This is a genomic window from Hamadaea sp. NPDC051192 (assembly GCF_040682475.1).
Lineage (GTDB): Bacteria > Actinomycetota > Actinomycetes > Mycobacteriales > Micromonosporaceae > Hamadaea > Hamadaea flava.
Window position 1 is genome coordinate 18647 of the sequence record NZ_JBFBAZ010000017.1, and the last position, 22617, is coordinate 41263.

22 protein-coding genes are annotated in these 22617 nt (G+C 70.9%); 11 read left to right on the top strand and 11 right to left on the bottom strand.

Features of this window, described 5'->3' with window-relative positions; translation table 11 throughout:
- Positions 1-266 precede the first annotated feature (266 nt).
- The 6 genes from AB0M47_RS10075 to AB0M47_RS10100 form a co-directional block, all read right to left on the bottom strand.
- On the bottom strand, positions 267-683 hold the full coding sequence (locus AB0M47_RS10075; RefSeq protein ID WP_363411345.1) for a molybdenum cofactor biosynthesis protein MoaE: 417 nt from the start codon (positions 681-683) through the stop codon (positions 267-269).
- On the bottom strand, positions 680-1768 hold the full coding sequence (locus AB0M47_RS10080) for a molybdopterin molybdotransferase MoeA (protein ID WP_363411469.1): 1089 nt from the start codon (positions 1766-1768) through the stop codon (positions 680-682). Before AB0M47_RS10080 ends, AB0M47_RS10075 begins: the two co-directional genes overlap by 4 nt.
- 86 nt (positions 1769-1854) lie before the next feature.
- Positions 1855-2811: a bifunctional molybdenum cofactor biosynthesis protein MoaC/MoaB gene (gene moaCB, locus AB0M47_RS10085; RefSeq protein ID WP_308197742.1), complete on the bottom strand. Its 957-nt coding sequence runs from the start codon at positions 2809-2811 to the stop codon at positions 1855-1857.
- Between the two features lie 33 nt (positions 2812-2844).
- Positions 2845-4371: a glycosyltransferase 87 family protein gene (locus AB0M47_RS10090; protein WP_363411347.1), complete on the bottom strand. Its 1527-nt coding sequence runs from the start codon at positions 4369-4371 to the stop codon at positions 2845-2847.
- Between the two features lie 207 nt (positions 4372-4578).
- Positions 4579-5046 carry a DoxX family protein gene (locus tag AB0M47_RS10095; protein WP_363411349.1) on the bottom strand — a complete coding sequence of 156 codons (468 nt, stop codon included), beginning with the start codon at positions 5044-5046 and terminating at the stop codon, positions 4579-4581.
- Positions 5047-5154: 108 nt separating this feature from the next.
- Positions 5155-5541 carry a hypothetical protein gene (locus tag AB0M47_RS10100; protein WP_363411351.1) on the bottom strand — a complete coding sequence of 129 codons (387 nt, stop codon included), beginning with the start codon at positions 5539-5541 and terminating at the stop codon, positions 5155-5157.
- Positions 5542-5592: 51 nt separating this feature from the next.
- Here AB0M47_RS10100 and AB0M47_RS10105 point away from each other — a divergent pair, with 51 nt between their 5' ends.
- The 10 genes from AB0M47_RS10105 (at position 5593) to AB0M47_RS10150 (ending at position 15044) form a co-directional block, all read left to right on the top strand.
- Positions 5593-6312 (top strand): A24 family peptidase, encoded by a 720-nt coding sequence (locus AB0M47_RS10105; RefSeq protein ID WP_363411353.1) that lies wholly within the window; start codon positions 5593-5595, stop codon positions 6310-6312.
- Between the two features lie 345 nt (positions 6313-6657).
- Positions 6658-6846 (top strand): Flp family type IVb pilin, encoded by a 189-nt coding sequence (locus AB0M47_RS10110; RefSeq protein WP_253759105.1) that lies wholly within the window; start codon positions 6658-6660, stop codon positions 6844-6846.
- Between the two features lie 105 nt (positions 6847-6951).
- A complete protein-coding gene (locus tag AB0M47_RS10115) occupies positions 6952-7146 on the top strand; it encodes a Flp family type IVb pilin (RefSeq protein WP_363411355.1) in 195 nt (64 codons plus the stop codon).
- On the top strand, positions 7143-7556 hold the full coding sequence (locus AB0M47_RS10120; protein WP_363411357.1) for a TadE family protein: 414 nt from the start codon (positions 7143-7145) through the stop codon (positions 7554-7556). Before AB0M47_RS10115 ends, AB0M47_RS10120 begins: the two co-directional genes overlap by 4 nt.
- Entirely contained in the window at positions 7544-8701 is a 1158-nt protein-coding gene (locus AB0M47_RS10125; protein WP_363411359.1) for a Tad domain-containing protein, read from the top strand. Before AB0M47_RS10120 ends, AB0M47_RS10125 begins: the two co-directional genes overlap by 13 nt.
- A gap of 28 nt (positions 8702-8729) precedes the next feature.
- The gene (locus AB0M47_RS10130) at positions 8730-9503 is read left to right on the top strand and encodes an RcpC/CpaB family pilus assembly protein (protein WP_363411361.1); all 774 of its coding nucleotides are present in this window, start codon (positions 8730-8732) and stop codon (positions 9501-9503) included.
- 41 nt (positions 9504-9544) lie between these two features.
- Entirely contained in the window at positions 9545-10750 is a 1206-nt protein-coding gene (locus AB0M47_RS10135; RefSeq protein ID WP_363411363.1) for a P-loop NTPase, read from the top strand.
- Positions 10751-10755: 5 nt separating this feature from the next.
- Positions 10756-12198, top strand: coding sequence for a CpaF family protein (locus tag AB0M47_RS10140; RefSeq protein WP_363411365.1), 1443 nt, complete (start codon positions 10756-10758; stop codon positions 12196-12198).
- Between the two features lies 1 nt (position 12199).
- Positions 12200-14113: a VWA domain-containing protein gene (locus AB0M47_RS10145; RefSeq protein ID WP_363411367.1), complete on the top strand. Its 1914-nt coding sequence runs from the start codon at positions 12200-12202 to the stop codon at positions 14111-14113.
- A gap of 1 nt (position 14114) precedes the next feature.
- Positions 14115-15044 carry a type II secretion system F family protein gene (locus tag AB0M47_RS10150; RefSeq protein ID WP_363411369.1) on the top strand — a complete coding sequence of 310 codons (930 nt, stop codon included), beginning with the start codon at positions 14115-14117 and terminating at the stop codon, positions 15042-15044.
- A gap of 22 nt (positions 15045-15066) precedes the next feature.
- On the opposite strand, the gene AB0M47_RS10155 is transcribed toward AB0M47_RS10150, so the two are convergent.
- The 5 genes from AB0M47_RS10155 to moaA form a co-directional block, all read right to left on the bottom strand.
- Positions 15067-15681 (bottom strand): response regulator transcription factor, encoded by a 615-nt coding sequence (locus AB0M47_RS10155; protein WP_253759081.1) that lies wholly within the window; start codon positions 15679-15681, stop codon positions 15067-15069.
- Between the two features lie 106 nt (positions 15682-15787).
- Positions 15788-18865 carry a UvrD-helicase domain-containing protein gene (locus AB0M47_RS10160; protein WP_363411371.1) on the bottom strand — a complete coding sequence of 1026 codons (3078 nt, stop codon included), beginning with the start codon at positions 18863-18865 and terminating at the stop codon, positions 15788-15790.
- Between the two features lie 96 nt (positions 18866-18961).
- Positions 18962-20179 (bottom strand): metallophosphoesterase, encoded by a 1218-nt coding sequence (locus tag AB0M47_RS10165; RefSeq protein WP_363411373.1) that lies wholly within the window; start codon positions 20177-20179, stop codon positions 18962-18964.
- Between the two features lie 11 nt (positions 20180-20190).
- Positions 20191-20421 carry a MoaD/ThiS family protein gene (locus tag AB0M47_RS10170; protein WP_363411375.1) on the bottom strand — a complete coding sequence of 77 codons (231 nt, stop codon included), beginning with the start codon at positions 20419-20421 and terminating at the stop codon, positions 20191-20193.
- Complete coding sequence (gene moaA / locus AB0M47_RS10175) at positions 20422-21417, bottom strand: GTP 3',8-cyclase MoaA (RefSeq protein ID WP_363411377.1); 996 nt, start codon at positions 21415-21417, stop codon at positions 20422-20424.
- A gap of 168 nt (positions 21418-21585) precedes the next feature.
- Between moaA and AB0M47_RS10180 the strand changes: the two genes are divergently transcribed.
- On the top strand, positions 21586-22614 hold the full coding sequence (locus tag AB0M47_RS10180) for a DUF4192 domain-containing protein (RefSeq protein WP_363411379.1): 1029 nt from the start codon (positions 21586-21588) through the stop codon (positions 22612-22614).
- Positions 22615-22617: the final 3 nt, after the last annotated feature.

Sequence of the window (22617 nt, forward strand, 5' to 3'; positions counted from 1 at the left end):
TGTTCTTCTTGGTCCGGAACATCGGGTTCACCTCCGCTATGAGTAACTGCTACTTCGCGTCGCTCTTGTCTTGCTGTTGAAGCGACTGTATTCTCCGGCAGTTCTCGGGAAAAGGGGTGAAGGCCAAATTAGACAGGGATAGTCCGAAATATCACCATATGTGAGTCGATCATCACGCGCTGTGCATCTTTCATCGTGCAACGCGCACCTCGGTACGCTCAACACGCTCGACCTTAATGACGCAGAGTAGTGACCCGACGGTTGACCTACGGACAGTTGACCCACTCGTCCGAACCGTCGAGGAAGACCTGGTGCTTCCAGATAGGAAGCTTCTCCTTGACCCGGTCCACCAGGCGGGCACACGCCGCGAAGGCGGCCGCCCGATGCGCGGTGGACACGGCGGCGGCCAGAGCCACGTCCCCGATCTCCAGCGGACCGACCCGATGGGACACCGCGACGGCGATGACATCGGGGTCCGCGGCGATCTCCGCGGCCACCTCGCGCAGCACGTCCTCAGCGGACGGATGGCCCTCGTAATCGAGTCGAACCACGGCCCTGCCATCGTCGTGATCGCGGACGACGCCGACGAAGGACACGACAGCGCCCGCCCGCGGATCGGCGACCGCCGCCTCGTGCTCGGCGATGCTCAACGGGCTGTCGCTCACGGCGATGAGCCTGATCACGGCAACTCCACCAGCTCGACCTGGTCGCCACGGTGGCCGGTTTCCCCGGGCGGCACGACGGCGAAACCCGCGGACTGTGCCAACCCGCGGAGCATCGCCGAGCCCACATGAGACACCGGATGCGCCGGTCCGCCCGGATGGTCCTGGCGTACCAGGGCGAGGTGGGTGAAGTCACCCCGCCCCGGGATGCCCTCGGCGAGCACCGCCTGGGCCGGGGTCGGGAACGGCCGCCCGGTCAGCCCGGCGAGCAGGGGCACGACCAGCGACACCAACGCCACCAGGGCCGACTGCGGATTCCCGGGCAGGCCGGCGACGAACTGGCCGCCGGGCAGCTGCGCGATCAGCATCGGGAAGCCGGGGCGGACCGCGACGGTGTTCACGGCGTACTCGGCGCCCAGCTCGCGCAGCGCGCCGTGCAGGTAGTCGACTGGGCCGTGCATCGTCCCGCCGGTCGTGCAGATCAGGTCGTTGCCGGCGTCGGCCGCACGGCGCAGACCGTCCACATGCGCCTCCAACGTGTCAGGCACGCGGGTGAACCCGTCGATGTGGGCGCCGAGCCGCCGCAGCGCGGCGGGCAGCGAGGGGCCCAGCGCGTCGCGTACGCGGCCGTCGCCGGGCAGACCGGCGTCGAGCAGTTCATCGCCGAACACGAGCAACGCCGCGCGCGGCGCCCGCCGGGCCAGCAGCGTGTCGTAGCCGCAGCTGGCTGCCAGCCCGACCACGCCCGGGGTGATCGGCGTACCGGCGGGCAGCAGCTCGTCGCCCTGCGCGCACTCCTCCCCCGGTACGCGCCACTCCGGCTCGGCCTTCGGGGTCCCGCTCACCACGTCGTCGCGCAGCTCGCCGTGCTCCAGGCGCAGGATCGTGGTCGCGCCGACCGGCACCATCGCGCCGGTCGCGATCTCCATCGCGGTGCCGTCCACGGCCAGTTCCGGGGCGCGCTGGCCGGCGAGTACGCGGCCGGCTACCCGCCAGGGCCCGTCGCCGCGCAGCACCCACCCGTCGACGCTCGCGGTGGTGAAGGCCGGCAAAGGGGTACGCGCGACGAGCGGCTCGGCCAGCGTCAGTCCGTCGGCGTCGGCCAGGCCGACCTCGGCGACGGCGGCCGACCGGGCGGCGGCGCGGGCATAGACGGTACGCCGGGCGGATGCCCAGTCGACGGGAAGTGCGGTCACCCGTGGTCACCTCCCTGGATCTGGTCGACGGCGTGGCGCAGCACCCGGCCGAGCACCGCGAGGCCGTCCTTGGCCCCGCCGGTGGAGCCGGGCAGGTTCACGACGAGGGTCTGACCGGCGACGCCGGCGATCCCCCGCGACAGGGCGGCTGTCGGCACGGCCGGATTGGCCCGGACGGCTTGGGCCAGCCCGGGGATCTCCCGGTCGATCAGCTCGCGGGTGATCTCGGGGGTGCGATCGGTGGGCGAGATGCCGGTGCCGCCGCTCGTCACGATCACCTCCGGTCGGGCCGCGAGGGCTTCGACGAGTGCGGCACGCAGCGGCTCGCCATCGGCCACGACGACCGGATCGGACACCTCCGCGCCCAGCTCACGCAGTCCGTCGGTGAGGATCGGGCCGCTGCGGTCGGCGTACACCCCGGTGGCGGCGCGCGTGGAGGCGACGACGACGGTCACGGCCACCCCGGCCAGCGGTCGCTCCCGGCTCCAGAGCCCGGTCTTGCCGCCCTCCTTGCGCAGGACGCGGACGTTCTCGATGCTCGCGCCGGGATCAACCGCCTTGATCATGTCGATCAGCGCCAGTCCGGCGACGGCGACACAGGTCAACGCCTCCATTTCGACGCCGGTCCGATCGGCCGTGCGTACGGTCGCGCTGATCTCGACGCGGTCGTCCGCCGGGGTCACCTCGACGGCGACGCCGTGGATCGCGATCGGGTGGCACAACGGGACCAGGTCAGGCGTACGCTTCGCGGCCATGATCCCGGCCAGCCGGGCCACCCCGAGCGCGTCACCCTTCGGCAGCCCGCCCTGGCTCAGCAGGGCCAGCACTTCCGGGGTGGTCCGCACGTGGCCCGCCGCGGTGGCGCTCCGGACCGAGATCTCCTTGGCGGAGACGTCGACCATGCGCGCCGACCCGGCGGCGTCCACGTGCGTCAACTGCGGCTGGCTGTCCACGTTCCGAGCCTATCGGGCCACGTCTGACGGATCTCAGGCGTGGTCGTCGACATGCGCCGAAACGGGCTCCTGGCGTATCCCTTCGACCTGAGCCGGACGAGTCGCGGTCGTGACCGGCCGGCGGGCCGCCGGTACCGCGAGTGCTTCGCCTGGGTAGACCGGCTCCGCGCCGGGCCGCCACGGCAGCGCCGCGACCAGCACGATCAGCGCGATGGCGAACGAGTTCTCGGCCAGTACGCCGATCAGCCCGTCGGCGTAGTGCGAGACGGCCGGGAGCTGGTGCTCGTAGGGCCAGATCGGCGAGACCAGGAAGAGCACGTAGAGCCCGATCGCCGCGGCCGCGTGCCGGAAGCCGACCATGGTCGGGAACCAGATCGGTTCCCGGAGCCGCGTCGCGGCCAGGCCGGACGGCGCGAACCCGTTGCGGCGTTTCATTCCCCGGCTCGCGGCTCGACGGCGCAACGCGGCGTCGCCGAGGACGATGATCGCCGGGATCACGAAGACCAGGTGGTGGGTCCAGGAGATCGGGCTGACCACGTTGGCGGTCAGGCCGATCAGGGTGAACGCGGTCAGCTCGTCGCCCTCGCCGTGGGCGTGCGTCGCCCGCGACAGCCCGACGACCAGGATGACCAGCGTGAACGTGATCCACAGCAGCGACGGCGCGGTGAACTGGTCGTAGAGCCGGGCCAACAGGCCGGCCAGCGACGCGTTCGGGGTCTGGTCGGCCTGACCGACCCGGTTCGTCTCGAAGATCACCCGCGTCCAGTACGCCACCGACTCCGTGCGGGCGAACAGGAAGCCGACGGCGGTGACGCCGACGAGCGTGCCGATCGCCGTCCACGCCGCCCGCCACTGCCGGCTGATCAGCAGGTAGACGATGAACAGCGCGGGGGTCAGCTTGATCGCGGCGGCCAGGCCGATGCCGACGCCGGCCCACTTGCCGCTGAGGAACCGCTGCACGAGCGGCGAGCGGCCGGAGGTGTCCTTCGGCCGGCTGATCCAGCGCAGCGCCACCAGGTCGGCCATGATCAGGCCGAAGAGCAGGATGTTGACCTGGCCGTAGCCGAAGGTCTCCCGCATCGGCTCCAGCGCGGCCGCGATCGGCACCGCCAGCGCCACCGCGAACCAGCGGTGTTTCCAGCCGCAGCGTTCGGCGATCGGGGCCAGCAGCGCGGCCATGACCGCGGTCAGCACGAGCAGGCTTGCTCCCACGTTGACCCACGCCGCGTCCAGCATGGGCAGATAGCCCATGGGCAGCATCACGAGCGCCGCGAACGGCGGATACGTGAAGCCGAGCGGCACGTCGGGGTCGAGGTAGTCGTACAGGCTTCCGCCGTTGGCCCAATAGGCCACCGCGCCGTGATAGATCTTCAGATCGAAGAACACATACGGCCGTCCGAACTCCTGCACCGCGTACCAGGCCGCGACGAAGGCGGCGGCGACGATGCCGAGTCGGACGAGCGTCCCCGTGACGTGTCGCGCCGGAAGGTTCCGGCGGTCCGGGATCAAGCTCCGGTGGCCCTGGAACAGGCGGAGGCGGTCGCGCAGGCCGTTAGGCATGGCGGCGGCTCTCCCGTCCGGTGATGGCACGTTCTTCCCAGGTCCGTAGAGCAGCCTAAAACCCCGAGCCACTCCCGTACCTCCCGCGTTATCAGCCTGTGTCCGATCCCACGCCGTTTAGCGACATTTCTAGCTGGTTAACGGGGCCTGGCCGGATAAGGTGATTCCCGCCACTCATCGATGGTTATGGCGGCCTTGTCGGGCCCCTCAGTCGTCGGACCTGCGGCTGTCCAGATAGTGCCGGACTCGCCAGCCAACGCTCGGCGAGCCGGCGGTGTCGACCGCGGCCAGCAGCAGGCCGCCGAAGATCGCCAGGTTCTTGGCGAACTGCACGATGTCGGTGTCGTACTGGGCCTTGGTCTGGGCCGCCCAGAACGGATGGCCGGCGACCGTCGTCGGGATCAGCGTCCCGGCGAGCAGCGCCGCGGCCGGCCGTGGGGCGGCGCCCGAGGCCAGCAGGAGGCCGGCGGTCACCTGTGCGGCGCCGTTGACCCGGATGAGCGTCTCCGCATTGGCGGGGATACGTTCGTCGACCTTGTTGAGTAGAGGCGTCACCCGATCGGTCACCGGGCGCGCCCGCTGCACGAGACGCTCCGGCCGCAGGACTGCCTTCGCGCCGGAGAAGATGAAGACTCCGCCCAGCAGGGCTCGGGCGATACCGCGTACGGGTGCCATGGGGTTATCTTGCCCCAATTCGGGCATTCGCGCGCGGCTAACGGCGGCCTGGCCTCGACCTTGCTGCGGCGGTCAGGCGGGCGTCGGCGGTCAGGCGGGCTTCGGGGGTCAGACCGGCTTGAGGCAGAGGACGAAGTCCAGCTCGGTGTCGAGCGGGCTGTCGTAGGAGTAGTTGTACTCGTAGCCCTCGATCTGGGCGCACACCTTGTCGGCATCGGTCACGCCTTCGAACCGGGCGAGGACGGCATAGGCCCCGGCCCCGCAGCTCACCAGGCGCAGGACAGGCTCGGCCTCGGTGCCGTCGTTGATGAGGCAGTCCCCCGCGCGGGCGAATCGGGCGCCGACCGCGCCGGCGGTGACGGCATGCGTACCGGTGACGCCGATCGGCGGGGTGGGCCGGCCGTCCGGCGTCAGCGCCACCACCGTGAGCGCAGCCGCTCCCAGCGCCGCGAGTACCCCCGCCACGATCATCAGCGGCCGGTTCGGTCCGTTCACGGCCGCTCCTCCTCACTAGGCACGCCGTCGCGCAGACAGTATCGTGCCGCCGTGTCCACCACCTCGGTCGCGCTGAGCGGTCTCGCCGGCGGCGTCGGCGGTCTGCTCACCGCCTGGCCCGCGTACCGGTTCAGCGTGCCGTGGGGCGAGCCGTCCCGCACCGCCTGCGCCGGCTGCGGGTCCGGCATCACCAGTTGGGTACGCCTGAAGCATCGGTGCGCCGGCTGCGGCACGGCGTCGGCGGTCCATCCGGTGTGGACGGCATTGGCGGGCGCGGCCGCCTTCGCCCTGCTCGCCTGGGCGCTTCCGGTGTCGTTCCTGCTGCTCGCCTGCCTCTTCGTGGCGGCGATGGGCGTACTGATGTCCGTGGTGGACCTGAAGGTGCAGCGGCTGCCCGATCCCCTCATGCTCGTGACGTTCGTCGGCACCGCCGTTCTGCTCACCCTGCACGCCCTGGCCACGGGCACCTGGCCCGAGTACGCCCGGGGCTGGCTCGGCGGCCTCGCGCTGCTGCTGGCGTACCTGGTGTTCGCGGTGTTGCCCGGCGCACCGATGGGACTCGGCGACGTCAAGCTGGCGGGCGTACTGGGGTTGGTGCTCGGCTACCTGGGCTGGCCCGCGGTGGTCTTCGGGGCGATCCTGCCGTTCCTGGTGAACGCGCCGTTCGCCGTGGTGGCCCTCATTCGGCGCGGCCGCAAGGCCCGATCGCCGTTCGGCCCGGCCCTTCTGCTGGGCTGGCTCGTCGCCGTGGTGCTCGCGGCTCATCAATAGCGGCAACGGATTTACGCCGTTCGCGGGAGCGGTGTCGCGAAGTCGACTCGGTCGCTCAGCCTGCTCTCAGTCCCTTTGCGGGCTGTCCTACTTGCCCATGTTGATACTGATATTCAGCGGCACTGCAAACGTTTACTCACCTGATTGGCTGGCATCAATGGTTGATCCAGGGTCAGCCGTTCCGCCAGTACGCCCCACTGTGCGGAGTCGGCGGGTAACGGGACGCCTGACTGACGGCGCGGAGCCGGAAGCGCAAGCTCCGTGACAGTCGGCGCAGTGCCGATGATGTCTCCACAATGTCCGGTCAGCCCTTCTCGCCGGACCTCCTAGGGGGTGCTCCCGCACATGCTCAAGCTCTACTCGAAGGCCCGCGCACTGTGGCTGACCCGGGACGAGGGTGCGACGGCCGTCGAATACGGCCTCATCGTCGCGCTGATCGCCGCCGTCATCGTCGTCGCCGTGACGACACTCGGCGACACGATCCGGGACACGCTGAACGGCATCGCCGACGACATCAAGGGTGGAACGCCGTAAGCCCGGCTTGACGGACCGTGCGGGGGGTGGGGCGCCCCGCACGACCATGTCGGGCGTAGCCAGAACCGGGGGGCGGATCGGTGGGGGCTGAGCAGAAAGTCGAGCATGAGAACAAAGTTCATGGCACGGTGCGTCCTGGCCGGGATCGCCGCACGCCGCCGGGTGGCGGACCGCGGCGCCACCGCGGTGGAGTACGCGCTGTTCATGGCCCTGGTCGCGGCGGTGATCGTCGGGGCGGTCGCCGCCTTCGGACAATCGATCATCGGGTTGTTCACGACCGCGGAGGGCGTCTTCCCGTGAGCCGGTGGCGGGCGGATCGCGGCGCCTCGGCGGTGGAGTTCGCCATCGTGGCGCCGCTGCTCCTGCTGATCGTCTTCGCCACCGTCGACTTCGGCCGGCTCGTCAACGCTCAGATCAAGGCGACCGAGGCGGCCCGCGAGGGCGCCCGGGCGGCGGCCGTCGCCGGACCCAGCACCACCCGCTCCGCCGCCGCCGCGAATCGCGCCCGCGAGGTGGACTCCCGGATCCGGGTCGTGTCGCCGAGCACCTACTGCGATCCGCCCTACACCGATGAAGAGGACGCCACCGTCCACACCGAACTGGACTTCGACTGGATAACCCCGGTCGGCAGCATCGCCGCCCTCTTCGGCGGACCTTTCACCGACGGCGTGACGGTCACCGGCAAGGGCGTCATGCCATGCCGCGCCTGACGAGCGTGCGTACCCGGCTCCGCCGCCGCCTGCGTCGCGACGAGGGCGGGGTGGCGGTCCTCGTCGCGCTGCTCACCGCGACCGGAGTGCTGCTAGCCGGGGCCGCACTCGCCGTCGACGTCGGCCAGCTGTACGCCGAACGCGAGGAGCTCCAGTCCGGAGCGGACGCGGTCGCGCTCGCGGTGGCGATCGACTGCGCGGCCCGCCGGCCCGGCGAGTGCACCGATCCGAGCGCCGCCGAGACCAAGTACGCCAACGGCAACGCCAAGGACCGGCTCACCGACGTTCAGGAGATCTGCGGCAACACCGCCATACGCACCGGCACTAGCTTGTTGCCGCGTTGCCGGGGCGGCTACCCGGCCAATCTGACCGCCTGCCAGGGCCGGTCGCTGCCGCCGAACACGCTCGGCTACGCCGAGGTGCACACCCGGACGCTGACGAGCGACTCCGACCGGTACGTACTGTCGCCGACGTTCGCCCGGGCGGTCGCCGGCTCCGGCGCCGGCACCACGGTCGGCGCGTGTTCCCGGGTCGCCTGGGGTGCGCCGATGACCGGGCTGGCGATGACCGTGTGCGAGAAACGGTACGACCAGGCCACGAACTCCAGCACGCGCTACGGCCAGGCCCCGCCGACGCTGCCCAACTCGTCGTTCGAGACGAACTTCAGCTTCAACACCTTCGGCACCAGTGGGAGTGGAGCCGCTTCCTGCCGTAACGGCCCTTTCGACTGGTGGGACACGAAGGGTGAAGCGAGCTGGCTGCGACCGTCGGCCGCGACAGGCTGCGAGACCCGGGTCAGCACAGTCGGGGCGTTTCGGAACAACCTGCCCAACGGATGCGCGAGCGTCTTGAGCTACGCCGTCGCCAACCACATCCCGGTCGCCGTGGGCATCTACGACGGGCGGCGGACCTCTGGTAGCAGCGGCCGATACGTCCTGAGGGGCGTCGCCGCCTTCGTCATCACCGGCTACAACCTCAAAGGCGTGGGCTCCGCCTCCTCGTGGCTGACCGGCACCCCGTGCCCGGGGACGGACTACTGCGTCCTCGGCTACTTCACTCGTGGCGTCACGCCGATGTCGGCGTGGAACGGCCAGTTCAACTCGGCGACCGGCCTCGGCGCGGTCATGGTCAAGACGGTCGGCTGACCGCAGGCAGAGATTGGAAACGCAGACAATGACGCGCCGCATCGTTGGCATCCTGATCGCGATCGTCCTCGCCGTCGTCGGCACCGGCGCGGTGTTCGCGTACCTCATCGCGACCAAGAACTCCGTGGCCGCCGGGCAGGAGGCCGTGCACGTCCGGGTCGCCAAGGTACGCATCCCGGCCGGCACCACCGGCGCGGTCATCCGGGACCGGGGCATGACCGAGGACGTCGTGATGCCGAAGTCCTCGCTGCCCGAAGACGTCATGCAGGACATCTCGATCGACCTCGACAAGCTCGTGGTGACCGCCGACGTGCAGGCCCGCCAGCTGCTCCTCAAGGGGATGTTCGGCCAGGCCACGAAGCTGTCGGGCGGCATCGCCGTACCGGAGAAGATGCTGGCGCTGAGCGGCAAGTTCGACGTCGAACGGGAGGTCGGCGGCTTCGTCCGGCCCGGCTCCACCGTCGCCGTCTTCGCCACCTGCGACATCCTCGACGCCGAGTTCAAGAAGAAGTACGACCAGAACCGCCGCCGGTCCATGGTGCTGCTGCCGCGCATGGAGGTCCTCGCGGTCGGTGCGTACGGCGAGGGCGGGCAGACCTCGACGCAGACGGCCGAGCAGCGTACGCAGCTCGACGCCGACGGCAAGGTCACCCTTATCGTGACGATCTCCGCAAACCAGGACGACGCCACGAAGTTCGTCCATGCCACCGACATGGGCTGCGAGCTGACCCTGGCTCTACTTACCGATTCGTCGGTCGTTGAGGTCGGTAAGGCGATAGACAACGGCGTACCGCTGAACTGATCCTCGCCTGGACACATGCGACCGCGAAGGGCGAACAGGCCATGACCATCGTCTACGAACAGTGGCAGCAGCAGGCGAAACAGCTCGCGACCCTGTTCGGCATCGAAGAGACCCACGTCGTGTCCACGGCGGATTCCCTGGTCGAGCTGGTGAACACCGAACGGGCCGAGCAGCTGGTGGTGCTCGGCCCGAGCACTCCCCTGGCCGAGGCGGTCGGCTTCTCGGAACAGTGCCGGGTGCGGCGGCCGACCCTCGGCGTCGTGCTGCTGCGCCAGCATCTCGACGTCAACGTCATGACCGAGGCCATCCGAGCCGGCGTACGCGAGGTCGTGGACGCCAACGACCCCGCCGCGATCCTCGCCGCGTGCGCGCGATCGCAGGATCTGTCCCGGCAGCTGGAGGCCAAACCGAAGCTCAACGGCCAGACCGTCCCGTCGGCGCGTACGCCCGAGGACGGCCCGGAGCCGATGGGCGGGCAGGTCATCACGGTCTTCGCCGCCAAGGGCGGGGTGGGCAAGACGACGACCGCGATCAACCTGGCGGTGGCGCTGGCCGACGGCGGCCGGCACAAGGTCTGCCTGATGGACCTCGATCTCGCCTTCGGCGACGTCGCGATCCTCACCCAGCTGAGCCCGGAGCGGACCATCGCCGACGCCATCCCGGTCGCCGACCGGATCGACGAGACCGGGTTGCGCTCGCTGCTCGCGCCCTATCGCAGCGGGCTGGACGTGCTGCTCGCGCCAGTGCAGCCGGCCGCCGCCGAGGACATCGGCCGGCAGCTGATCAGCGATCTCATCCAGCTCGCCCGGGACGCCTTCGAGTACGTCGTCATCGACACCGCGAGCGCGTTCTCCGAGCAGATGCTCGCCGCGCTCGACGCCACTCACCACTACCTGCTCGTCACCACGCCGGAGATCCCGTCGCTGAAGAACACGCGGGTCACCCTCGACATGTTCGACCTCCTCGACTACCGCAAGGCGGCCCGCACCCTGGTGCTCAACCGGGCCGACTCCAAGGTCGGGCTGAGTAGCGGCGACGTCGAGAAGATCGTCCGCATGCCGATCGTCGGGTCGATCCCGTCCAGCCGGGACGTCCCGGTCGCGGCCAACGCGGGGGTTCCGCTGACGGTGTCGAGCCCCAGTCATCCGGTGAGTCAGGCGTACAAGGACCTGGCGACCCGGCTGTTCCTGAACCCGAACGTGGCGGACTTGCAGAAGCGCAGCCGGTTCGGCCGAGGAAGGAGTTAGGTCCGATGAGCCTGCAGGATCGGCTCGGCCAGCGCAACGGATCGAGTGCCGGCGTACTCCAGGAACGGCTGGCGGCGGCGGGTGAGGCGGCGGCCGCGTACGCCGCGCCGGTGTCATCGATGCCGATCAGCTCGGTCGTCTCCAACGTGCGGCGCAACCAGCGGCGGGCGTACGACCCGTTGGCGGCGGTGCGCCGGCGGGCGCACGAGGCGCTGCTGGAACTGCTGGGACCACAGCTCTACGAGACGGTCGCCGACGACGAGGAACTGGCCCGCCGGGTCCGGGAGGCACTGCCCGACGTCCTGGCCCAGGAGGAGACGGCGCTCACGGCGGGCGACCGCGCTTTGGCGTACCGGCAGATCATCGACGAGATCTTGGGCCACGGCCCGATCGAGCCGATGCTCCGCGACCCGTCGATCACCGAGATCATGGTGAACGCCTGGGACCGCGTCTACATGGAGCGCGAGGGCCGGCTCTTCGAGGCGGACGTCGCGTTCATGGACGAGCAGCACCTGCGCCGTGTCATCGACAAGATCGTGGCTCGCGTGGGCCGGCGCGTGGACGAGTCGAGCCCGATGGTCGACGCACGGCTGCCCGACGGTTCCCGGGTGAACGCGGTGGTCCCGCCGATCTCCTTGGACGGCGCGGCGCTGACGATCCGGAAGTTCTCCGCCGAACCGTTCAGCATCACCGATCTCATGCGGTTCGGGACCTTGCATCCGCAGGTCGCGGACTTGTTGCGGGCGTGCGTGCAGGGCCGGCTGGACATCGTCGTCTCCGGCGGTACCGGCACGGGCAAGACCACGCTGCTCAACGTGGTCTCGTCGTTCCTGCCCACCGAGGAACGCATCATCACCATCGAGGACTCGGCCGAACTGCGCCTCGCCCAGGACCACGTGCTGCGGATGGAGGCCCGGCCGCCGAACTTCGAGGGCCGGGGCGAGGTCACCATCCGCGACCTCGTCCGCAACGCGCTGCGTATGCGGCCGGACCGCATCGTCGTCGGCGAGGTCCGCGACGGCGCGGCCCTGGACATGCTGCAGGCCATGAACACCGGCCACGACGGCTCACTGACCACGGTGCACGCGAACTCCCCGCGCGACTCGATCGCCCGGTTGGAGACCATGGTGCTCATGGCAGGCATGGACCTGCCGGTACGCGCGATCCGGGAGCAGATCGCCTCGGCCGTCGACGTCATCGTGCACCTGAGCCGGCTGCGCGACGGCACGCGCCGGATCACGCACATCACCGAGGTCGTGGGCATGGACGGCGAAGGCGTCGTCACGCAGGACCTGTTCACCTTCGATCACCGCGCCGGGTTCGATCAGAAGGGCCGTCACCTGGGCCAGCTACTGGCCACCGGCGTACGCCCGAAGTTCTTGGAGTCGCTCGCCGATCGGGGTGTCGTCGTCGACCCCGTGATCTTCGGCGAGCCCGAAGGGATGTGACATGCGCCGTCTCGCGCTCCTCACCGGCGGTCTGGCCGGCGTGCTGACGCTGCTCGCCGCCGGTCCGGCGTACGCGGAGCCGCGGCTGAGCGCGTCGTCCGTGCGGCAGGAAGCCGGTCTGGTCGAGTTCTACCTGACCGGTTCGGATCTGCCGTCGGGCAACGCGTTGTCCCAGGACACGCTGACCGCCCAGGTGGACGGCCGAGCCGTCCCGCTGACCGCGGCGCCGGTCGGGCAGAGTCAGGGCCGCGCCCTGCGCCGGGCCGTCGCGCTGGTCATCGACACGTCCGGCTCGATGAACGGCGAGCCGCTGTCGGCCGCGAAGTCGGCGGCGGCCTCGTTCCTCAGCGCGCTGCCCGCCGACATCCAAGTCGGCGTGGTCACCGCCGGTTCCCCGGCTCTGGTCGTCGTCCGGGCGACCGCCGACCGTACGCGCGCCCGATCTGCCGTCGCGGGGGTGCAGGCGAAGGGCGAGACCGCGCTCTACGACGCCGTACGCGCGGCAGCCGACGTGCTCAACGGTCAGTACGACGAGAAGCGCATCGTCGTGCTCTCCGACGGCGCGGACACCGCGTCCTCCGTGGGCTACGAGGACGCCCGGAAGGCCGCGGGCGCGATCCCGGTCGACACCATCGCCTTCAAGACGCAAGAGGCCACCGCGGCCGTTCTCGCCAACCTGTCCCAGGCGACCGGCGGGAAGGCGTACCGGGCGGGCGATCCGCAGGCGCTCACGGGTGTGTTCACCCAGGCGGCCGGCGCTTTCTCGGCGCAGTTGCTGGTCCGCGTCACCATTCCGCCGGAGCTGCAAGGCAAGGACGGCACGCTGGTGATCTCGGCGAAAGCCGGGACCGGCACGGCCGCCACCGACATGCGGCTGTCGTTCGTCCCGGACACCCGCAAGGCCACCCCGCTCGTCGGCGTACGCTCCGGCGGCATCCCCGACTGGATGCTCTACTCGCTCTTGGGCGTCATCTTCCTCGGCCTGCTGATCGCGGGTGTGCTGCTGATCGGGCCGCTGCTGACCGCCGACGCCCGGCGTCGCCGGTTCGCTCAGGTCGAGCAGTTCTCGACGAGGTCCCGCCCGGCCCCGCCGCCCCCGGTCGAGGCGGACACCGCGATCGCCCAGACCGCGTTGCAGCTCTCGCAACAGGTGATGCGCCAGACCAATGTGGAAGGCCGGTTGGCGCGGCAGATCGAGCTGGCCTCGCTGCGCATGCTGCCGCACGAGTGGCTGCTGCTGCGCCTGGGCGCGGTGGCCGTCGGCGCGCTGCTCTTCGCGCTGCTGTTCGTGCCGTGGTGGATCGGGGTGGTGCTGGGCGCCCTCGCCGGATGGGGTGCGACCGCGGTCTACCACCGCGTCCGGGCCGGACGCCGGGCCACCGCCTTCGCCGCCGGGCTGCCGGACGCCCTGCAACTGGTGATCGGCTCGCTGCGCTCGGGCTTCTCGCTCGCGCAGGCGGTCGAAGCGATGACGCACGAGATCGGCGGCTCGATGCAGGCCGAGTTCGGTCGGGCGCTGGGCGAGGTCCGGCTGGGCGCTGAGATCGAGGACGCGCTGGAGCGGGTGGCTCAGCGGATGCACAACAAGGACTTGGCCTTCGCCGTCGTCGCCGTCAAGGTGCAGCGGGAGGTCGGCGGCAACCTCGCCGAGGTGCTCACCACGACGGTCAACACGATGCGGGAACGGGCGACCCTCCAGCGACAGGTGAAGGCGCTGTCGGCGGAGGGCCGGCTGTCGGCGTACGTGCTCATCGGGCTGCCGTTCGCGGTCCTGCTGTACATGCTCGCGGTGAAGGGCAGCTACCTGTTGCCGCTGGTGGAGACCCCGATGGGGATCGCCATGTCGGTCGGCGGGGCGGTGCTGCTCGGCATCGGCATCGCGTGGCTGCTCAAGGTCGTCAAGGTGGAGGTCTGAGATGATCGACGTCATCGCGTTGTCCGGCCTGGGGGCGATCTTCCTCGCGATCGTCCTGGCGGTGTCACTGCTGATCTCCACGTCGAGCCGGCGTGACAACATGGCGAAGGCGATCGAGTCCATCGACCGCATGTACGCCCCCGGCGGCGCGCCGCCCAGCAGCACCGCCACGTCGAGCGACCGCAACCTGCCCCCACTGGGTCAGCGCATCGCGGGACTCGGCCGGACACTGACGCCGCAGCGCGCAATCAGCCGGCTGCAGAAGTGGCTCGACTACGCCGGAAACCCGCCGGGCTGGCCGGCCGAGCGGCTCATGGAGATGCAGGGCATCGGCCTGCTCGGCGGCGCGGTCGTCGGGTTCTTCTTCGGCCTGTTGGTCAGCGACTCCATTCCGTGGATCGCGGTCTGGACGATCCTGGGCGCGGTGGCCGGATTCTGGCTGCCGTTCGTCATCGTCTACGACATCGGAGTGCGGCGGCAGACCACGATCCGCCGTCAGCTGCCGGACGCGCTGGACCTGCTCACCCTCTCCGTCGAGGCCGGTCTGGGCTTCGACGCGGCGGTCGCCCAGGTCGCCGGAACGCTACCCGGCGAGGTCGGCCGGGAGTTCGCCCGGATGCTGCACGAGATGCAGATGGGTCAGCGGCGAGCCGACGCGTTGCGGGCACTCGGGTCGCGTACTTCGGTGCTGGAGCTGCGGACCGTCGCGACCGCGCTGTTGCAGGCCACCGAGCTGGGTATCCCGATCGCCGACGTGCTCCGCGAACAGGCCCGGGAGATGCGTGTCAAGCGGCGGCAGTACGCGGAGGCAGCGGCGGCGAAGGTCCCCGTGAAGGTGGTCTTCCCGCTGGTGTTCTGCCTGCTGCCGGCCCTGTTCGTGGTCGTGATCGGGCCCGGTGTGATCCGGATCTTCGACTCGTTCGTCGGCTAGCCCGCACTCGGCGGGCCGGCTGTCAGAGCAGGTCGTGCTGCGCGGCGACGATCAGCGCCTGCGCCCGGTTGTGGACGCCGAGCTTGTCGTAGAGCCGCGCGACGTAGGTCCGCACCGTCGACTCGGTCAACCGCAGCTGGCTGGCGATCGAGGCCAGCGACGAGCCGGTGTTGAGGTGCCGCAGGATCTCCTCCTCGCGCGGGCTCAGCGCGGCGGCGCGGGCGCGCCGGCGGGCCAGGGCCGCGGCCAGGTTGGGCGCGGTGAACGAGGCCGGTGCGACCGCCGCGTGGCGGACCGCCGACATCAGCAGCTCGACGGTGGCGGTGCGGGGCAGGAACGCCGACAGCCCGGCTTCGAGCGCCCGGAAGATGTAGTCGTCCTCGGCCGGGCCGGTCAGGACGATGCCCAGGTGGGGGTGCTCCGCGCGCAGCTTCACGGCGAGTTGGACGCCGTCGCCCTCCGGTAGATGCGTGTCCACCGCGACGACGTTGGGCGACAACGCGTTCACCAGCTCGACGGCTTCGTCGGGGCTGGTCGCCTGGCCCACCAGAGAAATGTCCGGGTACGCCGAGACCGCTGCGGCGTATCCGAGCCGAGCCAGCGTTACGGCGTCGACGGTGACCAGTCGGACCGACATCCCCACGTCCCTCCAGGTCGTTGTCCCCTGAACATCATGAAATCCTGGGAATACCCTGCCTCATCCGGTGCGGTTACGCCAGTCCTGCTCGCATCGGACAACTCCGCTAAAGCAACCGCAACTGCTGGTCGCGACGGCGTACCGGGGCGGTGTCGCCCAGCCATTCGAGCAGGCCGGCGTCGATGGTGTCGAGGAACGGCGTCGGGCTGGCCTCACGTTCGGAGCCGTACCGGAATCGCTTGGCCGCGTGGGTCAGATACAGGCGTCGCTGCGCCCGCGTGATGCCGACGAAGAACAACCGGCGTTCCTCCGCCTCCGCGGCGGCCTGCTCGTCCGGGGTCAGCCGGGTGGCGGCGCCCGGTAGCCGGAGCGGCAGCAATCCGTTCTCGCAGCCGGCGAGGAAGACCACCGGGAACTCCAGGCCCTTGGCGGCATGCAGAGTGAGCAGCGTGACCGCCTCGGCTCGCGGGTCCAGCGCGTCGACCTCGGCCCCGGTGGCCAGCTCGGTGAGGAAGGTCTCCAGGCCGGCCTTCTCGCAGCGTCGGGCCAGCGGCGTCAGCAGGTCGACCGCCGCCCACAGATCCTCGGGGCTGAGCGTGCTGTCCAGCGCGGGACGCTCGGCGAGCACCTGAGCCGCCTGCTTCATCCGGCTGATCAGGTTCGGCTGGTCGCCCTGGGCGAGGCGCAATTCGGCCGCGATGGCGCTGACGGCGGGCCGGTCCCGCAGCCGGTCGTGGGATCGCTTCTGCACCGGGATTCCCGCGCGCTGCAACGCGTCGACGATCGTGGCCGCCTGCGCGTCGGTCCGATAGAGGACGGCCACGTCGGTGAAGGAGACGGTGACCGACTGCACCCCCCGGGTGTCGGCCTTCGACCGGTGCGACACGCCGCCGACCAGTTCGTCCACCGTACGCGCGATGAACTCGGCCTCCTCGGCGGCCGATCCGGCGGCGTACCGGCCGATGAGGGACGCCTCGGGGTCGACCTTGGCCGGATCGAGCCGCCGTCCCGGCACCAGCGACGTCGGCGCGATCGCCTGCACCGCCGCCGCGATGATCGGCGCGGACGAGCGGTAGTTGCGGGTGAGCCGGACGAGCCGGGCGTCGGTGAAGTCCTTGGCGAATCGCAGGAAGTACTGGACGTCCGCGCCGCGGAAGGAATAGATCGCCTGATCGGGATCGCCGATGGCGCACAGGTTGCCGTCGGCCGGGACGAGCAACCGCAGCAGCTCGTACTGGTCTTCGTCGACGTCCTGATACTCGTCGACGAAGACCCACCGCCATTGGTTGCGCAGCGAATGGGCCAGATCGGGCTTGGCGCGCAGCAACTTGACGAGGCGTGGCACCAGCTCGTCCAGCGTCACGCCCGGTGCGTCCGGCGTCTCGGCGATGACCAGCGACTTGTCCTGCTCGCGGAGCAGCGACAGGGCCAGCGCGTGGAAGGTGGAGACGGTGACGTCGCCCGACACCGGGCCGAGCAGCGCCTTCAGGCGTTCCCGCAACTCCTCGGCGGCTCGCCGGGTGAAGGTGATCGCCAGGCACTGCTCCGGGAAGACGTGCATCTCGGCGCACAGGTACGCGATCCGGTGGGTCAGCGTACGCGTCTTGCCAGTGCCCGGACCGGCGACGATGAGCAGCGGACCACCCGGTGCGGAGGCGGCCACCCGTTGCATGGCGTCGAGCCGGTCGAGCAGTCCGGTGCCGACCTCTTCCATTCCGGCCAGCATCGGCTCGAACGGCTCGTGCGGGGAGACCGGCGGCGGTGGCGGCGGGGACACCACCGGCGGCGGGCTGGAGACCGGCCGGGACACCGGTTCGCGACTGGCCCGGGGCGTACGCTGCTTCGGCGCCGGCACCCGGGTGACCGGTACGACGGGCACCTCGAAGAGGGCGTCGGCCGCACCCAGCTCGCCGGGATCGAAGAGCCGGATCACGCCGTACTCCCCGTCGTAGCCGGGAATGCGCCGGACCTCGCCGGCCCGCAACCGGCGGATCGCCTCCTGGAGGTCGGTGCCACCGGCCGCGCCGATCTGGTCCAGCGGCGCCTCCCGGAGGATGTGCAGCTCCGGTCCGATCGCGGCGACCAGCGCGGCCGCCTTCGTCTCGACCGTCCGGCTCTTCGGGCCGACCCCGGCGATCTCGCCGAGGATCTCGGGCAGCTGCACGAGATGTTCGACCCGCACCTCGGGCGTGGTCGGCGGCGCGACCCGGTCGGCCAGTTCCTCCACCCGGGCGAGTACGCCGACGGTGACGGCCTTGCCGCACACGCTGCACGCGCCCCCGGCCGCGCGGGTCTGCTCCGGCGTCCAGTTGACGCCGCAGGCGCGGTGGCCGTCCCCGTGGTACTTGCCCTCCTCAGGGAAGAACTCCACCGTCCCCACGAGCGCGCTGCGGTCGCGGAGCCCGTCCCGGACCGCGAAGTAGTCCAGCGGACCACGCAGCAGCGTCGCCTCCCGGCCGAGGGCCGGCGGCGAATGAGCGTCCGAATTGGAGACGAGGGCGTACCGGTCGAGCGAGGAGACCCGCCAGTTCATCTCCGGGTCGCTGCTGAGCCCGGTCTCGACGGCGAAGATGTGCTCGGCGAGATCCTCGTAGCAGTCGGCGATCTGGTCGTAGCCGCTCTTCGAGCCGAGCGCCGAGAACCACGGCGTCCAGATGTGCGCGGGGACCAGGTACGCGTCCGGGTCGGCCTCCAGCGTGATCTCCAGCAGATCGCGGCTGGGCAGCCCGAGGATGGGCCGCCCGTCGCTGGCCAGGTTGCCGACCCGGCCGAGGCGAGTGGCGAACCGCTCGGCCGCCGCCAGGGACGGCAGGTAGATCAGGTGGTGGACCTTGCGCGTACGCTCGCCGGCCTTGTAGATCGTGGAGATCTCGACGCTGAGCAGGAATCGCGCGCTGGGGCGGGCCGCGAGCACCGGGGGCAACCGCCGGTTGACGTCCGCCTCGAGGTCGGGGTTCAGCCGATAGAGGCCGGGCTCGGCCTCGACCAGCGCCTCGTGCAGATGCTCCCGCCAGGCCGGATGCGTGATGTCACCGGTGCCCAGCAGCGCGATCCCCTTGCGGCGGGCCCACCACGAAAGATTCGGCAGGTCCAGGTCACGGCTGCAGGCGCGGGAGTAGCGGGAGTGGATGTGCAGATCCGCGACCCACGAAGGGGCGATAGGGTCTGTCGCGAGCGGGGGCACGCGGTGAATCCTGGCATGCGTGCGCGGTGCCGCGCTCGCCGCCACACCGGCTCGTGAGATGTCTGACTTACCGGCAGCCACCGCGTGGGCGAAGCGTCACGGAGCGCGCAACTCCACGAGCGTGATGTCCGGCGGCGCGCCGACCCGGACGGGCGGCCCCCAGAATCCCGCGCCGTTGGTCACATAGATCTGCGTCCCGTCGATGGTGTCATAGCCGCTCACCACCGGTTGCTGCAACTTCACCGCCAGATTGAAGGGCGCCATCTGGCCGCCGTGGGTGTGCCCGCTCAACTGGAGGTCGACGCCGTGCTTGGCCGCGTCGTGGACCTGGATCGGCTGATGCGCCAGCAGCACGACCGGTTTGGCGGGATCGCGCCCGTCGAGCGCCTTCGCGAAGTCCGGCCCGTCGTCGAAGCCGGCGCCGGTCACGTCGTTGACGCCGGCCAGGTCCAGACCGCCCGGCAGCTCCACCCGCTCGTTGCGGAGCGGCTTCATCCCCAGCTCGGTGACCTCCTGAATCCACTCCTCGTAACCGGAGTAGTACTCGTGGTTGCCGGTCACGAAGTAGGCGCCGTGCTTGCTGCGCAACAGCCGGAGCGGCGCGGCGTCGTCGCCCAACTGCGCGACCGTGCCGTCGACCAGGTCGCCGACCACGGTCACGATGTCGGCGTCGAGACTGTTGATCATCTCGACGATGCGCTCGGTGTGCTTGCGCCCGGCCAGCGGCCCGAGATGGATGTCGGAGACCAGCGCGACCCGGTAGCCGTCCATCGCGCGCGGCAGCTTGGCCAGCGCGATCTCCCGCCGCTTCAGCATCGGCCGGCCCAGCGCCTGGGTCACCCCGAAACCCACCGTCCCGGCCGCGACGACCCCCGCGGTGATCGCGACCGTGCGCGCCACGAACAACCGCCGGCTTTCGTCCTGAGGGGTACGCCCACCGGGGCGGTCGTCGTCGGTGGCTTCTTCGGCCGGAGCGGCCGCGGCGGCGAGCGCGCCCGCGTCGGGCGCCTCGCTACGGTCCCGCGATCCCACCCGCTTGGCGACGAACGCCGGAACCTCCAGCACGGCCAGCGTCACGAGCAGGTAGAACATGACGGCGAGCCAGAGGTAGCCGATGACGGCCAGCCAGTCCAGGTCGGCGTCGAGCCGGGTGAGCACGAGGGCTCCGATGAGGACGACGAGCGCCGCCACCACGAGTCCGGTGCCGATCCGGCGCGCCCGGCCGGGTCGCGTGGTGCTGCGTACCAGGCGGAACCAGAGGTAGTAGTGGATGGCGGCGGCGACGCCGAGCGCGAAGATCAGGAAGAACGCCATCTGGGCCACGCTCAGCCGCCCGCGAACGGGGGCAGCACGTCGAGCGTGCATCCGGCCGGGATCGGCTCGTCCCGGTCTCGCCAGGCGGTCCCGTCCACGAGGAAGCTCGCCGCCGAGAGGACCTTGGCGAGCTGCGGAACGGACGTCGCGGTCAACTCCGCGACGCTGCTCCCGTCGGGCAGCTCGGCCTGGGTCACCCCGGCCGCCGCCCGAGCCCCGGCGAAGTAGCGAACCGTGATCACTCAGCCTCCGATCGCTGACATGCCCCGCGCGGGCTGCAAGAAGTCTGGATTGTCGATGCCGTGCCCGGCGCGTTTGAGCCACATCGCGCGCTGCCAGCGCTCGGCCAGCTCGGCGTCGTCCGCCCCGCCCCGCATGGCGCTCCGCAGGTCGCTCTCCTCGGTCGCGAACAGGCAGTTGCGGATCTGCCCGTCGGCGGTGAGCCGGGTGCGATCGCAGTCGCCGCAGAACGGGCGGGTGACGCTGGCGATGATGCCGACCTTGGCCGGGCCGCCGTCGACCAGGAAGGTCTCGGCCGGTGCGCCTGCCCGGGGGCTCGGATCCGGGGTCAGGCCGAACTGCCCGGCGAGCGAGGCCTGGATCTCGTCGGCGGTGATCATCTGCTCGCGCGACCAGCCGTGCTGGGCGTCGAGCGGCATCTGTTCGATGAACCGCAGCTCGTAGCCGTGCGTGACGGCGAAGCGGAGCAGCTCAGGCGCCTCGTCCTCGTTGATCCCGCGCAGCAGGACGGCGTTGAGCTTGACCGGGGTCAGCCCGGCCTCGGCCGCGCCCACGATGCCGGCCAGCACCGCCGCGTGCCGGTCCCGGTGGGTGATCTGGGCGAACCGGTCGGCCCGGAGCGTGTCGATCGAGACGTTGACCCGGTCGAGCCCGGCCGCGGCCAGCCCGCCGGCCAGCCGGTCGAGCCCGATGCCGTTGGTGGTGAGGGCCAGGTGCGGCCGCGGGCGCAACGCCGCCGCGGCGGCGACGATCTCGGTCAGGCCGGGACGCAGCAGCGGCTCGCCGCCGGTGAAGCGGACCTCCGTGACCCCGAGCCGCTCGACGGCCACGGTGATCAGCCGGATGATCTCGGCGTCGGTGAGCATCTCCGCCCGGGGCAACCAGGGCAGCCCTTCCGCCGGCATGCAGTAGGAACAGCGCAGATTGCAGCGATCCGTGAGCGAGACGCGCAGATCGGTGGCGCGCCGCCCGAAGCGGTCCAGCAATCCGTTGGTCACCGTTCGACGGTAACGCGAGAGTGTGTCAGGACGACGCACCGCCCCGGCGCGCGTCCGCCCAGTGGGCTTCGAGCAGCGACAACGGGCGCGCCCTGTGGATAACCCGGGTTATCCACAGCATGATCCACAACGCTCGACCCTCGCCCGGCCCGCCGAGATCCTGGGCGCATGACGCCGACGCTGACCCTGCGGAACCCCGCCGACCTGGCCGCTGCCGTCCCCTACCTGCTGGGCTTCCATCCGGCCGACAGCCTCGTGGTCGTCGGTCTCCGGGACGCCACCGTCGCCGTGGTCCAGCGCTGGGATCTCGACGCCGACGTGCTCGGCCTGGCCGCTGCGATCACCGAGGTGCTCGACCGAGCCCCGGTCGAGGCGGTGCTGCTGGCCGCGTACGGCGAACTCGCGACGGTCGGCCCGGTGCTGGAGCGCGTACGCGATCGACTGCCGGTTCCGTTGCTGGCGGCGGTCCGGGTGACCGGGGACCGCTGCTTCTGCGCCTCCTGTGAGCAGTGCACTCCGCCGGACGGCTTCCCGTTCGACGCGGCGGCGAGCCCGGTGCCGGCCGAGGCCACCGTGGCCGGATTGACCGCGCTGCCCGACCGGGATTCGCTGCGGGCGCAGGTCGCCCCGGTCACCGGCCCGGCCGCGCGGACGATGAGCCGAGCGGTCGACCGGGCCGGCCGGCGGCTGACCCGGCTGATCCAGCGCGCCTGGGACAACGGCGTCCGGGACGGCGTACCGGCCATCCGCGCAGCGGGCTTCCTGGCGGTCGACGCCGCACTCGCCGCCGGGCGCCGGGGCGTACGCCTGACCGACGAACAGATCGCCTGGCTGACGCTGCTCCTGCAGTCGCTGCCGGTCCGGGACCGCGCCTGGGAGAGCACTGATCACGAGGCCTGGCAGCTGAGCCTGTGGACGGACGTCACCCGGCGAGCCGATCCCGAGCTGGCCGCGCCGCCGGCGACGCTGCTCGCCTTCGCCGCCTGGCGCGACGGCAACGGGCCGCTGGCCGGGGTGGCCCTGGACCGTGCGCTGGCCGCCGACGAGGACTACTCGCTGGCCGCGCTCATCCGTGACGCCATGCTGCGCGGGTTGCCCGGCTCGACGCTGGGCCGCTGGCCGAACCAGCGCGACCTCAGCCAGCGGGACCTCAGCATTCGGCGCGGCCGGTTTCCCGAACCGGACGCGGGAGCCTAACGT